Source organism: Streptomyces sp. NPDC127197, assembly GCF_042672405.1.
Lineage (GTDB): Bacteria > Actinomycetota > Actinomycetes > Streptomycetales > Streptomycetaceae > Streptomyces > Streptomyces flavusporus.
Genome location: NZ_JBHXVG010000016.1, coordinates 102317 through 115068, shown reverse-complemented (window position 1 = coordinate 115068; position 12752 = coordinate 102317). Strand labels below are relative to the sequence as shown.

General features: G+C 68.9%; 13 protein-coding genes and 2 pseudogenes. 6 read left to right on the top strand and 9 right to left on the bottom strand.

What is annotated here, in order from left to right; all coding sequences use genetic code 11:
• Positions 1 to 110: 110 nt before the first annotated feature.
• The gene (locus tag ACFVJQ_RS24670; RefSeq protein ID WP_385786917.1) at positions 111 to 707 is read right to left on the bottom strand and encodes a CGNR zinc finger domain-containing protein; all 597 of its coding nucleotides are present in this window, start codon (positions 705 to 707) and stop codon (positions 111 to 113) included.
• Positions 708 to 932: 225 nt separating this feature from the next.
• Between ACFVJQ_RS24670 and ACFVJQ_RS24665 the strand changes: the two genes are divergently transcribed.
• The gene (locus tag ACFVJQ_RS24665; protein ID WP_385786914.1) at positions 933 to 1739 is read left to right on the top strand and encodes an SDR family NAD(P)-dependent oxidoreductase; all 807 of its coding nucleotides are present in this window, start codon (positions 933 to 935) and stop codon (positions 1737 to 1739) included.
• On the opposite strand, the gene ACFVJQ_RS24660 is transcribed toward ACFVJQ_RS24665, so the two are convergent.
• A complete protein-coding gene (locus ACFVJQ_RS24660; protein ID WP_385786911.1) occupies positions 1697 to 2059 on the bottom strand; it encodes a winged helix-turn-helix transcriptional regulator in 363 nt (120 codons plus the stop codon). The two genes, ACFVJQ_RS24665 and ACFVJQ_RS24660, sit on opposite strands and share 43 nt — an antisense overlap.
• Between ACFVJQ_RS24660 and ACFVJQ_RS24655 the strand changes: the two are divergent.
• The 4 genes and pseudogenes from ACFVJQ_RS24655 to ACFVJQ_RS24640 form a co-directional block, all read left to right on the top strand.
• A pseudogene (locus ACFVJQ_RS24655) lies at positions 1989 to 2489 on the top strand (MFS transporter); the annotation flags it as partial. The gene ACFVJQ_RS24660 and the pseudogene ACFVJQ_RS24655 sit on opposite strands and share 71 nt — an antisense overlap.
• A 79-nt stretch (positions 2490 to 2568) precedes the next feature.
• On the top strand, positions 2569 to 3018 hold the full coding sequence (locus ACFVJQ_RS24650; RefSeq protein WP_385786908.1) for a spore-associated protein: 450 nt from the start codon (positions 2569 to 2571) through the stop codon (positions 3016 to 3018).
• A gap of 46 nt (positions 3019 to 3064) precedes the next feature.
• A pseudogene (locus ACFVJQ_RS24645) lies at positions 3065 to 3763 on the top strand (XRE family transcriptional regulator); the annotation flags it as partial.
• Between the two features lie 246 nt (positions 3764 to 4009).
• On the top strand, positions 4010 to 4465 hold the full coding sequence (locus ACFVJQ_RS24640) for a VOC family protein (RefSeq protein ID WP_385786905.1): 456 nt from the start codon (positions 4010 to 4012) through the stop codon (positions 4463 to 4465).
• Positions 4466 to 4486: 21 nt separating this feature from the next.
• On the opposite strand, the gene ACFVJQ_RS24635 is transcribed toward ACFVJQ_RS24640, so the two are convergent.
• Positions 4487 to 5361 (bottom strand): IS5 family transposase gene (locus ACFVJQ_RS24635; protein WP_385786902.1). Its coding sequence is split into 2 segments (ribosomal slippage): positions 4487 to 5235 and positions 5235 to 5361, totalling 876 coding nucleotides; the frame shifts between segments, so codons are not numbered across the junction.
• Positions 5362 to 5406: 45 nt separating this feature from the next.
• The gene (locus ACFVJQ_RS24630) at positions 5407 to 7035 is read right to left on the bottom strand and encodes a serine/threonine-protein kinase (protein WP_385786899.1); all 1629 of its coding nucleotides are present in this window, start codon (positions 7033 to 7035) and stop codon (positions 5407 to 5409) included.
• A 115-nt stretch (positions 7036 to 7150) separates the two neighbouring features.
• Here ACFVJQ_RS24630 and ACFVJQ_RS24625 point away from each other — a divergent pair, with 115 nt between their 5' ends.
• The gene (locus tag ACFVJQ_RS24625) at positions 7151 to 7759 is read left to right on the top strand and encodes a 3'-5' exoribonuclease domain-containing protein (RefSeq protein WP_385786897.1); all 609 of its coding nucleotides are present in this window, start codon (positions 7151 to 7153) and stop codon (positions 7757 to 7759) included.
• On the opposite strand, the gene ACFVJQ_RS24620 is transcribed toward ACFVJQ_RS24625, so the two are convergent.
• From ACFVJQ_RS24620 to uraD, 5 genes are all read right to left on the bottom strand, one after another.
• Positions 7719 to 9128 carry a nucleobase:cation symporter-2 family protein gene (locus ACFVJQ_RS24620; RefSeq protein WP_385786894.1) on the bottom strand — a complete coding sequence of 470 codons (1410 nt, stop codon included), beginning with the start codon at positions 9126 to 9128 and terminating at the stop codon, positions 7719 to 7721. The two genes, ACFVJQ_RS24625 and ACFVJQ_RS24620, sit on opposite strands and share 41 nt — an antisense overlap.
• 253 nt (positions 9129 to 9381) lie before the next feature.
• Positions 9382 to 10761: an 8-oxoguanine deaminase gene (locus ACFVJQ_RS24615; protein WP_385786891.1), complete on the bottom strand. Its 1380-nt coding sequence runs from the start codon at positions 10759 to 10761 to the stop codon at positions 9382 to 9384.
• Between the two features lie 122 nt (positions 10762 to 10883).
• Positions 10884 to 11780, bottom strand: coding sequence for a factor-independent urate hydroxylase (pucL, locus tag ACFVJQ_RS24610; protein ID WP_385786888.1), 897 nt, complete (start codon positions 11778 to 11780; stop codon positions 10884 to 10886).
• 8 nt (positions 11781 to 11788) lie between these two features.
• Positions 11789 to 12190, bottom strand: a complete 402-nt coding sequence (uraH, locus tag ACFVJQ_RS24605) for a hydroxyisourate hydrolase (protein ID WP_385786885.1) — start codon at positions 12188 to 12190, stop codon at positions 11789 to 11791.
• Positions 12187 to 12702 (bottom strand): 2-oxo-4-hydroxy-4-carboxy-5-ureidoimidazoline decarboxylase, encoded by a 516-nt coding sequence (gene uraD, locus ACFVJQ_RS24600; RefSeq protein ID WP_385786882.1) that lies wholly within the window; start codon positions 12700 to 12702, stop codon positions 12187 to 12189. Before uraD ends, uraH begins: the two co-directional genes overlap by 4 nt.
• Positions 12703 to 12752: the final 50 nt, after the last annotated feature.

The following is a 12752-nucleotide window of genomic DNA, read 5'->3' as shown; positions in this document are numbered from 1 at the left end:
TCACAGCCACTCGTTGATGGCTGCGACCAGTACGGTCGCCTCGTAGCGGACGGCGAGCTGGAGTGCACGTCTGTACATCGGGCTGCTTGGCGGCGATGCGCCACCAGTGGTCAGGGCAACTGCCTGCGGCGGGCCCGGGAGGCCCGCAGATTGACGGCGTTGCCGCAGATGCGTACGTCGTGCCAGACCCCGCTGTTGTTCCGCGAGCGGTCGTAGAAGGCCACGGCGCACTTCTCGGATCGGCAGATCTTCAGTCGCCGCCAGGTGTCGTTCTGCTGCGCGTCGTAGATCTCGCCGAGCAGCGACGAGGTGATCCATCGGGCGCCCCGTCCTTCCGGGTGCACCTCGATCCGACCGTCGGAGGTCAGGGCGAGGCGTAGTGAGCCGGTCGGCTCCGGGCCGGGCCGGGCCGGTTCGGCGTCGGACGGGTTCTGGTGGTTCAGCCCTGCTCGCAGTCGGTCCCGGAGCGCACGCAGCCGGGGCAGGTCCCGCTCCGTGAGCGCGATGTCCGGCGGCCGGCCGGCTCCGGTCGCCTCCGCCCACCGCTCCAGCGCAGCGTTCAGCCACTCCTGCGCAGGTCGCACCTCCTGCAGCAGGTCCGGGTGGCTCGGTCCCCCCACGCCGATGGTGTTGAGCAGGTCTTGCACCAGGGCGAGCCCGCCGGGGGCCGACTCCATCCCAAAGCGTTCAGTGGCCGCATAGGACATACCCAAAGCATAGTCGGTTATGTTGAGACTCACCTTGCTCGACATAAGTGAAAGGCTTACGGTTATGTCTGATGCAGAATCGGGCCAGCAGCATCGTGAGCCTGGACGGCTTCGGCCTCGCCTGCTGTGGGGGGCCTGCTGCTCCGTGCCTACTTCAACGGATACGCGTGGTGGATCTACTGACCACATCGTTCCTCACCTGCGATGCGAAGGAATGACGACACAATGAGTGCTACATCGGGAACCGCCCTGATCACCGGCGCCTCCTCCGGCATCGGCGCGGTGTACGCCGACCGACTGGCCCGGCGCGGCCACGACCTGATCCTGGTGGCGCGCAACCGGGAAAGGCTGGACGCGGTGGCCGAGCGGATCACGACCGGGACCGGCCGCTCGGTGGAGGTCCTGACCGCAGACCTCGGGCAAGCCGAGGATCTGCGCCGCGTCGAACAGGTCCTGCGTTCGAACGCGGACATCTCGGTGCTGGTGAACAACGCCGGTTTCGGTGCGGTGTCCACGCTCGTGGACTCGGACGTGGACGCGATGGAATCCATGATCACCCTCAATGCGACCGCACTGACCCGGCTCACCTATGCGTTCACCCCTGGTGCGGTGTCCCGAGGCGGCGGCACCGTGATCAACATCGGATCGATCGTCGCCGTCGTCCCCGAGTTGCTCAACGGGGTCTACGGCGCCTCCAAAGCGTTCGTGCTGGCACTGAGTCAGTCGCTGCGGCACGAGCTGGGCGAGAAGGGACTGCGGGTGCAGGTGGTGCTGCCCGGAGCCACCGCGACGGACTTCTGGGAGATCGCCGGCACCCCGGTGGAGAACCTGCCCCAGGAGTGGGTGATGACCGTCGACGACATGGTCGACGCCGCGCTCGCGGGGCTCGACGACGGCGAGTTCGTGACCATCCCGGCACTGCCCGACGCCGAGTTGTGGGATGCCTACCAGGCCGCGCGCCTGACTCTGAGCGGCAACCTCTCCGGCTCTCAACCCGCCGCACGGTACCGGCGCACCTCCGCCACGCGATGAGACCGTGGTCGCACCAACTCCGGTGCGCGCTCCTCGTCGTAGGCCGCGCGCGACTCGGCGATGTAGACCCTGTTCCACTCGGCCCGGCCGGTCAGGCGTTGCAGGGTCTCGTGCAACTCCCAGGCCACCGGCGTGAGTTCGCACTCCACCTTCGGCGGCACCGTCGGATGGACCGTGCGGGTGACGAGGCCGTCGCGCTCGAGATTGCGCAGGGTGAGGGTCAGCATCCGGCGGCTGATCCCCTCGATGCTCCGCTCCAACTCGGTGCTGGGCATGCTGGTCGCGCTCTTCCCTGAGCCACGGGAACAGGCCCGCGCCATCGCGGCGTTCAGCGCGGTCGGCGCGGCGGGCGGAGCCCTCGGCACGTTCCTCGGCGGGGCGCTGACGGAGGCCCTGAACTGGCACTGGATCTTCCTGATCAACCTGCCCATCGGGCTCCCGCCGTTGCTCCTGCTCGCCACCGGCTTCGCCGCCGCGATGCCCGCGCTCACCGGGCTCGCGATGTCGGGGGCCCGTGAGGAGGATGCCGGGCCGGCGTCGGGACTCTTCAACACCACACAGGTGGTGGGCGGTTCGCTGGGGTTCGCGGTGCTCTCGGTCCTGGCGGCGAGTCACACCGACGACCTGCTCGCCGGTGGCGCCGATCCGGTGGCGGCCACGGCGGAGGGTTACCAACTGGCATACCAGGCAGGGACGTTGATGGCGGCGGGGACGCTGGTGCCGGCGGCCGCGGTGCTGCGGAAGCGGTAGAACTGAGCACAACCATTCGCATACCCCGTGGGTCACACCATGCAGGAACAACCACCTCCAATGGAGACCAGGGGGAAATATGCGATATGCACGTTCCGTCCTGTCAGCTGCCGCGTTGGCGGCCCTGACGGTGGGCACCACGGCCGCCCTGACGGCGCCCGCCTCCGCCGCACCCAACACCACCCCGCAGAAGGTCTGCGGAAGCGGCTACAAGACCGTGAACTCGGCACCCGTCGGCTCGCTGGGCACCGTCTACCTGACGTACAACGCCTCCAACGGCAAGAACTGCGTGGCGACCATCCGCAACAACCCGGGCACCGCCGTGGACATGTCCGCGTGGATCTACGTCCCCGACACCGAGGAATACGACGAGGACTACGGGCGGTACACGTCGTACGCCGGACCGACCTACGTCTACGGCAAGGCCCACTGCGTCGACTGGGGCGGTCACATCAACAACGTGTATGTACAGGTGACGGGCTCCAACTGCGGTGCCCTGAAGGAGCACCGGGTCACCTTCACCCGCTGACCCGGCACAGTGGCACGGCTCGCCCTGGCAGGACTCGCGGAGTTCTGCCAGGGCGGTACGTGACGCCGGACAGCGCTCGGGCCAGCCGAACGAAGCTACGAAGCGGCTGGTGCAGCGCTGGGAGAGCGGTGAGACGGCGGCGCCCCGGCCGGTGTACGCCCGGGCGCTGGAGATGGTGACTGGCCTGCCGATCGAGTCCCTGGGCTTCGCGGCCCCGGTGCCGCAGGTCCGCGTGACCGACGACGGCCACGGCGGGCACGACCTACAGGACTCCCCGGTGGGCATCCCGGCTGCCGGCGGCCAGCCCACGGCCCAAGCCGCACCCCGGGGTAACTACTCCGGCATCTGGCTGAGCACCTATGAGTACTTCTCCAGCGGCCGGGACTCGACCTTCATGGGCAAGCACCACGTGGCGCTGCTCCAGCACGGCAATCGGCTGACGGGCCGCAGCCTGCCCCAGGGCTCACTGAACCCGGACAGCCCACTGACGCTGGACCTCCAGGTGGACGGCGGCATCATCACCGGCACATGGACCGAGCAGACCGCGAGCGAGGGCTACTACCGGGGTGCGCGGTACTTCGGTGCCATCCAGATGCTGGTGGAGCCGACCGGCCGCCGCATGGCGGGCAAGTGGGTCGGGTTCGGTAAGGAGTTCGACGTGAACACGGGTCCGTGGGAACTACGGTTCATGGACGCCGACACCAGCAAGGCCACCATCGCCAAGTACAACAAGGCGCCCGAATGACCTGGGATCAAGCAGCACTGAGCCCCTGCCGGATTGTCAGGGGCTCAGTCGTAGGCGCAGCAGGGCGCTGATCGCCTTTGCCGTCTATTAACTGGGCTCAATACGCCGCGCTTCTTGTACCGCGCGGCATCAAAGCCCGGCGGCCGTCCACCCCGCGAGCGCCGACGCCGGCGTCCGACTGCCTGCACTACCAGGGCCTGTTGCGAAAGTGGATCGTCTGTCAGACCTGCCTGGGATGCTCCGAGCATGGAGATGACAGTGCAGCTGACGATCGACTGCTCCGATCCGCAGAGAATGGTGACTTTCTGGGCCGAGGCCCTGGGCTACGTGCCTGAGCCTCCGCCTGGCGGGCACGCCACATGGCGTGCTTACTGGGCGGCGGTGGGGGTGCCCGAGGCAGAATTGCCGGCCGGTGCCGGGGATATTCCGGAGTCGATCATCGATCCCGCGGGACGTGGACCGAGGGTGTGGTTCCAGCAGGTTCCGGAGTCGAAGGTCGCCAAGAACCGGTGGCACTTCGACCTGAAGGTCGGTGGGGGCCGTGACGTCCCACTGGATGTCCGCACACAGCGGGTCAAGGCCACGGTGGAACGGCTGGTCAAAGCTGGTGCCACCGTGCTGCGGATTAAGGATGAGCCGGACATGGGGCTCTACGCCGCCGCCATGCAGGACCCCGAGGGCAACGAATTCGACGTCGTCTGAGGGCCGTTGCGACGGTGCTGGTCACAGCCACTCGTTCACGGCCGCGACCAGCACAGTCGCCTCGTAGCGGACGGAGAGCTTGTCGTACCTCGTGGCCACTGCCCGGTGCCTTTTCAGTCGGTTGATCCCGCACTCGACCGCATGGCGCTCGCGGTAATCCACCGCGTCGAAGCGCGGCGGTCGGCCGCCACGGGAGCCGAGCTTCCTGCGGTTGCGGGCCTGGTCAGCCTTGTATGGGATGGTGCAGCGGATTCCACGGCGGCGCAGGTAGGCGCGGTTCTTGCGGGAGGAGTACGCCCTGTCAGCGCGTACTCGATCGGGGCGGACGCGTGGCCGGCCCGATCCGATGCGGGGTACGCGGACATTCTCCAGCACGGGCTCGAACTGCGGCGAGTCGCCGCGCTGCCCGGCCGTCACCACGATCGACATGGGCTTTTGGCCCTGCTCGACAGCCACGTGCAGCTTGGTGGTGAACCCGCCACGTGAGCGTCCCAGCCCGTGATCACTGGGCTCGGCCAGCACTCCGTCCGGCGGTTCCTTCTGTAGATCGCCCTGCTTCCTGGCCCCTGCCGCATGCTGATGGGCGCGACACACTGTGGAATCGACACTCAGGTCCCACGTGATCCCGCCCTTCGTGTCGGCCTGGGACTGAAGTCGGGTGAGGACCCGGTGCCAGGTGCCGTCTCGTTGCCACCGGCGGAACAGATCGTAGATCCGGCCCCACGGACCGTACTCGACGGGCACATCCCGCCAAGGAACTCCTGTCCGAACCGGAACCGTATGCCGTCGATCAGCTGTCGCCGGGGCCAGACGGGCGGCCGTCCCACCTTCGCTCCCTTGGGCAACAACGGCTCCAACATCGCCCACTGTGCATCCGTGAGATCTCCCCGCACCATGAACCACGATCATTCATCATTCAAGATCCACTTTTGATACACGCCCTAGGCCGCCGCCCGCCAGATCGTCATGGACACGGTCAAGAAGGCTAGTTCCGGCAGTGCGGTCGACTTCGTCTCGATCACGATCAGCGCGATGTCCCCGGAGGAGTGCTTGACACAGATCTCGCTGCCGTTCGCCGCCGCGGCCAGCGGCCAGCGGCGGCTTTCGGCGCTGGCCAGGAAGAGACGGCACTCGTCGAGGGAAGTCCCCGACGCGCCGATCATCTGGACGAACACGCTGGTGTCGCTCTCCAGCGTGCAGTCGGGCTCCCCGGTCTCGCACACGAAGCGGATGTCCCCCTTGCGGTCCCTGCGCTGGACCGGCTTCTCGAAGCTCAGCGAGGTCTTCGCGTCCAGCCACAGCTGGGTGTTCGGGATGGCTTGCGGCGACTTGGACGCGGTCGGGGACGGTCGTGCCGCTTCCGGTGCCCCGCCACCGGCCCCCGACGCCGTCCCGGATGCCGATGGCGACGCCGTCGACGACTCCGACGCCGACGACCGTGCGGACTCCTCCGAGCCGGGGGTCGACCGTGCGCCCGCCACCCAGTCGCGGAACCTGTCCCTCGCATCCGGGACCGTCCACACCAGGCCCGTCAGCAGCACCCCCGCCGTCACGGCCGCGGCCGTGATCAGCGCGGTACGTCGTCTGCTCGCCCGCCGCACGCCCGGCAGCGTCGGCTGCGGTTGCGTAACGACCAACGGCACCGCTTGTACCCGGGTGGGCTCGGGGACCGGAGCCGGAACCGTCACCTCCGGTCCCATGACGTCCCGCCAGACGGCTGGTCCCGCGCCCGCGTCGGCGTCCCCGCCCAGCCGCTGCCGGCACCACTCGACGACCTCCGCCAAGGTGGCCCGCTCCTCCGGATCTGCGGCCAGACACCGGGCGATCAGCGGACGGAGCGGCTCGGACAGCCGGGACAGGTGGGGTTCTTCGTGCACGATCCGGTAGAGCACGCTGGGCGCGGGGCCGTCCCCGTACAGCGGCTCGCCCAGCGCCGCGAACGCCGCCGTCTGGCCCAGTGCGAAGATGTCGGTCGCCGCTGTGACCTCACCCGCGGTCGCCTGCTCGGGGGCCATGAACTGGGGCGTACCGACGGCGGAGCCCGTGGCGGTGTGCGAGCTGAGGTCAGCGGCCAGCGAGATGCCGAAGTCGATCACACGTGGACCGTCGGCGGCCAGCAGCACGTTCGACGGCTTGAGGTCCCGGTGGACGATTCCCGCGGCGTGGATGGCCTGTAGCGCCTCGGCCACCCCCGCCACCAGCCACAGCACCGCGGGCACCGGCAGCGGTCCGCGCCGGGCCACGGCCTCGGCCAGGGAGGGCCCGGGTACGTAGAGCGTGGCCAGCCAGGGCGGTACGCCGTCCGCGTCGGCGTCGATCAGCTCGGCGGTGTACGCGCCCCGGACCCGCCGGGCCGCCTCCACCTCCCGGCGGAACCGCCGCCGGAAGGCCGGGTCGTCGGCCAGCTCCGGCCGTACCACCTTGATCGCCACCGGTCGGCCGCCCTGCGTGTGCGACAGGTAGACCCGGCCCATGCCACCCGCGCCGAGCCGGGCGGCGAGGCGGTAGCCGGCCACGACGGGAGGATCGTCCGCCTGCAGTGGCTGGAACACCTCGGTGGCATGGTTCATCGGCCCACTTCCCCCTCATCCCCTGGATCCCTGGTCAACCGTGAGTTGACCGAGGTGGAAGCCTAAACGGAATTCGGATGCGGGAAGCTCCGGCCACCTGGGATGCTCCCACTCCATGGCCGCACGACGTATCAGACCCAGCCTCTACATCTCCGTCGACATCGAGGCCGACGGCCCGATTCCCGGGCCCTACTCCATGCTGAGCTTCGGCGCGGCGGTCGCCGGAGTGCAGGACGCCAACGGATTCACCGCGGCCGACCCGGAGAAGCACACCTTCTACCGCGAACTGCGCCCGATCAGCGAGGAGTTCGTGCCCGAGGCGCTCGCGGTGAGCGGACTCGACCGCGAGCGCCTCGGGACGGAGGGCCTCGCCCCCGCCCTGGCACTCACGCAGCTCACACGCTGGGTACGCGAGGTCAGCGGCGACGCGCAGCCGGTGATGTGCGGCTATCCGGCTTCGTACGACTGGACATTCCTGTACTGGTACCTGATCCGCTTCACCGGTTCGAGCCCCTTCGGCCACTCCGGCTGCATCGACATGAAGACGCTGTACGCGACCAAGGCCGGGCTGCCGCTGCGGGCGGTGGCCAAGGGCACGATGCCGCGCGAGCTGCTGTCGAGACGTCGCCACACCCACCATGCGCTGGACGACGCCGTCGAGCAGGCCGAGCTGTTCGCCAACCTCATGAAGTGGCCGGGGCCCGGGTCGTCGCCGCCCCGGTGATCTCCTCCCCCGCCTCCATCGGATGGGTCACGTCCTGCGCATCCCGGCCTTTGCCCAGGTGGTTGAAGACCAGGTTCAGCAGGACCGCCGCCACGCAACCCGTCGAGATGCCCGAGTCCAGGACGATCCTCGCGGTCTCCGGGAAGGAGTGGTAGAACTCCGGCGCGGTGATCGGGATGATGCCGACGGCCAGCGACACGGCGACGATCAGGACGTTGTTGTCCTTCTCCAGGCCGGCCCGGACCAAGGTCTGGATGCCGCTGGCCGCGACCGAGCCGAACAGGACCACGCCCGCGCCGCCGAGCACCGGGCGCGGTACGACCGCGATGAGCGACGCGGCCATCGGGCACAGGCCCATCAGGACCAGGAAGGCGCCGCCCGTGGCGACGACGTACCTGCTGCGGATCTTCGTCATCGCCACCAGGCCGATGTTCTGCGCGAAGGCGCTGCACATGAAGCCGTTGAAGAGGGGGCTGATCGCCGAGCCGAGGGTGTCGGCGCGCAGGCCGGCCGCAATGGTCTTCTCGTCGGCCGGGCGCTCGACGATCTCACCCAACGCCAGCATGTCGGCGGTCGACTCGGTCATCGACACCACCATCACCACGCACAGCGAGATGATCGCGGCGAGCTGGAACTGCGGTGCGCCGAAGTGGAACGGGGTCGGGAAGCCGATGACGTCCGCGTCCGCCACCGGGCCGAAGTCCGTGACGCCGAACGGGATCGCGACCAGCGTGCCGACGACCAGGCCGAGCAGCACGGCGATCTGCTTGACGAAGCCCCGGGTGAAGCGGCGCAGGAGCAGCACGATCAGCAGGGTTCCGGCCGCCAGGCCCAGGTTCGTCGCCGAACCGTAGTCGTCCGCCGCCGGGTTGGGGCCCTGCGCCCAGCCGAAGGCGACCGGGAGAAGGGAGATACCGATCAGCGTGATGACCGTGCCGGTCACCACCGGCGGGAAGAAGCGGACCGCCTTGCTGAAGAAGGGGGCGGCCAGGAAACCGAGGAGCCCCGCCACGATCACCGCACCGAAGATGATCGGCAACGCATCCGACTTGTCCTCGGTGGACGCGACGATCGCGGTCATCGGGGCGACGCCCGCGAAGGTGACGCCGTTGACGAACGGCAGCCGGGCGCCGATGTTCCAGATGCCGAGGGTTTGGAGGAAGGTGGCGAGGCCCGCGGTGAACAGGCATGCGCCGGTGAGGAAGGTCAGGTCGGTGGCGGTCAGGCCTATGGCCGCGCCGACGATCAGGGGTGGGGCGACGACGCCCGCGTACATGGCGGCCACGTGCTGCAGGCCGGTGGTCGCCATTTTGAGGGCGGGGAGTTTCTCGTCGACGGGGTGGGTCGCGTCGACTGGCTGATCGGACACGGCGGCTCCTCCGAGCGGCTAACACGTCGGCATTGACGTGGGTTTCATGGAGGTGATGCGTGTGGTCGTGCGGGACCAGGACGGACCCGTTCTCAGGGAGGGGAACGGTGACCGTTCCGGGGCGCACGCGTCCGACGCGCGCCCCGGAGACGGCCGCCATGGACCTCGCTCGGATCCACGGCTGCCGACCGGGAGCCGTCCCTCCCGGCCGGAGATCAAATGCCGTATGCAGTAAGGAGATTCAGTACGGCGATCAGGCCTGCGCCGAGATCTGCGCCAGGCGCTGCGCTTCCGCCCGCGTCGAGCGCGCGATCGCGTCCTCGTCGACGTGCAGCAGGCGGTTGTCCTCGACGATCTGGCGGCCGTTGACGAAGGAGGCCGTGACCGGCGCCGCCGCCCCGAAGACCAGCGCCGTCACCGGGTCGGCGATCGAGGCGTGGGCCAGGGTGTCCAGCTTCCACAGCACCAGGTCGGCCAGCTTGCCCGGCTCCAGCGAGCCGATCTCCGCGGCACGGCCCAGGACTTGGGCGCCGCCGTACGTCCCGAGCCGCAGCGCCTGCCGGGCGTTCAGGGCGGCCTCGCGATGCGCGCCGAGGCGGTTGATGAGCAGCGCGTTGCGCAGCTCGGTGTGCAGCTCCCCGGACTCGTTCGACGCCGTACCGTCGACGCCGAGGCCCACCGGGACACCGGCCGCCAGCATGTCGGGGACGCGGGCGATGCCGGCCGCGAGGCGGGCGTTGGAGGACGGACAGTGGGCGACACCCGTCTTCGTGCGGGCGAAGGCGGCGATGTCGGAGTCGTTCATGTGGACGCAGTGCGCCATCCACACGTCCTCGCCGAGCCAGCCGGTGGACTCGAAGTAGTCGGTCGGGCCCATGCCGAACAGTTCCTTGCAGAACTGCTCCTCCTCGACCGTCTCCGAACCGTGCGTGTGCAGCCGTACGCCGAGGCGGCGGGCCAGCTCGGCGCCCTTCCGGAGGAGTTCGGTGGAGACGGAGAACGGTGAGCAGGGCGCGACGGCGACCTGGGTCATCGCGCCGAAGGAGGCGTCGTGGTGCTTGTTGACGGTCTCCTCGGTCGCGGCCAGCGCGCCCTCGAGGGTCTCGACGGCGAAGTCCGGCGGCAGCCCGCCGTCCTTCTCGCTGCGGTCCATGGAGCCGCGGGCGAGGGTGAAGCGGACGCCCGTCTCACGGGCGGCGCGGATGATCGCGCCGGACAGGTCGCCGGAGTCGTACGGGTAGACGTAGTGGTGGTCCATGGCGGTGGTGACGCCGCCGCGGGCCATCATCGCGAGCGAGCCCTGGGCCGCCGCGTACACCATCGGCTCGTCGATGCGTGCCCAGGTCGGGTAGAGGGCGACGAGCCAGTTGAAGAGGTTGTGGTCCGTGGCCAGGCCCCGGGTGATCCACTGGTAGAAGTGGTGGTGGGTGTTGACCAGGCCGGGGGTCACGAGGTGACCGGAGGCGTCGATACGGCGGTCGACGTTCTCCAGGCCCTCGGGGGCTCTGCCTGCGCCGACCGACTCGATGCGGTTGCCGGCGACGACGACGTACCCGTTCGCGTACTCGGTGTCGTTCGCGTCGACGGTCGCGATCGCACAGTTCTCGATGACGATGCGCCGGTCTGCTGCCATGGTTCGTCCTTTGCGCTGATGTGGAGAGGGCACGGCAGGACCCTGGGAGTTTTGAGTGCCGCGGCCGGGGAGCCTTCTGAAATCCGTGTCCCCCGGCCGCGGGTGCCGAAATATGGAGTTGATCAGAGGTTGGTGAGGTCCACCGGGATCCTCGCCTCACAGCCGTCCCGCAGGACGGTGGCTTCGATCAGGCCGTACGGGCGGTCGGCGGCGAAGTACACCTCGTTGTCGTTCTTCAGCCCGAACGGCTCCAGGTCGACGAGGAAGTGGTGCTTGTTCGGGAGCGAGAAGCGGACCTCGTCGATCTCGCTGCGGTTGTCGATGATGCGCGCGCCCATTTGGTACAGGGTCTGCTGGAGCGACAGCGAGTACGTCTCGGCGAAGGCCCGGAGCAGGTGCGTCCTGGTCTCTTCGTAGGACGTGTCCCAGTCGGGCATCTCCTGCTCGTCGGCCGACCAGTTGAAGCGCCAGCGGGCGGAGACGGACGTGGCCAGGATGCGGTCGTACGCCTCGGGGAGGGTCGTGTACTTGTCCTTGACGTAGCCCCAGAACTCGGAGTCGGTCGAGTTCATGACGGTCAGGTCCTTGAGACCGGAGACGACCTCCCACGACGAGCCGTCGAACGTGATCTGGGTGAGCCGGGTCTCCTGGCCCTTGCGGACGAACGAGTGCTCGCCCTTCCCGGAGTTGTCGATCCGCTCCCAGGCGTACTCCTCGATGCGGATACGGGCCGTCCTGATCGGCTCCTGCGAGGTCACGAAGTGCCGGGCCAGGTGGATGCCGAACTGCTCGGCGGACTCGATGCCGTGCTCCTTGGCGAACGCGTACACCGTGTTCTTGGTGGTGTCGGTCGGCAGGACGTTGGCGTTGGAGCCGGAGTAGTGGACCTCGTCCATGTCGCCGGAGAGCGACACGGACACGTTCAGGTCCTTGATGTGGTGGGTGGCGCCGTCCCGCGTGATCTTGACGACTCGGTTCTCGGCCTTGCCGTACTGGTTCTGTCCCAGGATCGTGGGCATGGTGTCTGCTAGCTCCCTCGGTATACGGAGTAGCCGAACGGGTTGAGCAGCAGCGGTACGTGGTAGTGCTCACCGGCCTTCACGGCGAAGGTGATGGCCACCTCCGGAAAGAACACGGCACCGCTGTCCCGATTCGCGGGGGCGTCCTGCTGCGCATCGGCTTGCTTCTTCGCGAACTTCTCGAAGTACGGTTCGACGGCGAAGTCGAGCCGTACATGGGTCGTCCCTTCCGGCAGCGCCGGCAGGTCCTTGCACCGGCCGTCCGCGTCGGTCGCCGAGCCGCCGAGCGCCTGCCAGTCCGCATCGCGCCCGGCGCGGGCGGAGAGGTGGACGGCGACGCCCTCGGCGGGGCGGCCGATGCTGGTGTCCAGGATGTGGGTGGACACGGAGGCGGTGGTGCTCGTGCTCATGTCTGATCTTCCTCTACGAGGTTGGCCAGTCGGATGCGGTTGATCTTCCCCAGCTCGGTGCGGACGATCTCCCGCTCCCGCTCCGGCGAGTTGCCGATCCGCTCCTTGACCGCGTCCCGCATCTGCTCGCCGGTCCGGCCGGTCGCGCAGATCAGGAAGACATGGCCGAACTTCTCCTGGTAGGCCAGGTTCAGTTCGAGCATCTCCGCCTTGAGCTCCGCGGAGGCGCCGGCCATGCCGCGCTGCTCCCGGGCCGAGGTCGGGTCGCCCGGCTTGGGGCGGCCGATCGGCGGGTGCCCGGCCATCGCCTCCTCCAGGTCCACGGCGGTCAGCTCGGCCATCGCGGCGTCACTGGCGGCGTAGAGGTCGTCGGGGGTGGCGTAGGGCCGGGCGGCGAGCAGCCGCTTCGCCCATGTGGTGGAGGCGCACGCCTCGTGGAGAGCGGCGTAGGCCGCGTGCTCCTCCAGGGCGTTGAACCGGGCCAGGCCCGGGGGCGTGGAATTCGACGTCACGGGAGCCTCCGTGGCCGCGAAGGGCCTTCGTGCTGAACGGGCGTGCCGAT

Coding starts and splice junctions, on each gene's coding strand:
- ACFVJQ_RS24670 (WP_385786917.1), bottom strand. CDS start 707: ATGTCCTATGCGGCCACTGAACGCTTTGGGATGGAGTCGGCCCCCGGC.
- ACFVJQ_RS24665 (WP_385786914.1), top strand. CDS start 933: ATGAGTGCTACATCGGGAACCGCCCTGATCACCGGCGCCTCCTCCGGC.
- ACFVJQ_RS24660 (WP_385786911.1), bottom strand. CDS start 2,059: ATGGCGCGGGCCTGTTCCCGTGGCTCAGGGAAGAGCGCGACCAGCATG.
- ACFVJQ_RS24650 (WP_385786908.1), top strand. CDS start 2,569: ATGCGATATGCACGTTCCGTCCTGTCAGCTGCCGCGTTGGCGGCCCTG.
- ACFVJQ_RS24640 (WP_385786905.1), top strand. CDS start 4,010: ATGGAGATGACAGTGCAGCTGACGATCGACTGCTCCGATCCGCAGAGA.
- ACFVJQ_RS24630 (WP_385786899.1), bottom strand. CDS start 7,035: ATGAACCATGCCACCGAGGTGTTCCAGCCACTGCAGGCGGACGATCCT.
- ACFVJQ_RS24625 (WP_385786897.1), top strand. CDS start 7,151: ATGGCCGCACGACGTATCAGACCCAGCCTCTACATCTCCGTCGACATC.
- ACFVJQ_RS24615 (WP_385786891.1), bottom strand. CDS start 10,761: ATGGCAGCAGACCGGCGCATCGTCATCGAGAACTGTGCGATCGCGACC.
- pucL (WP_385786888.1), bottom strand. CDS start 11,780: ATGCCCACGATCCTGGGACAGAACCAGTACGGCAAGGCCGAGAACCGA.
- uraH (WP_385786885.1), bottom strand. CDS start 12,190: ATGAGCACGAGCACCACCGCCTCCGTGTCCACCCACATCCTGGACACC.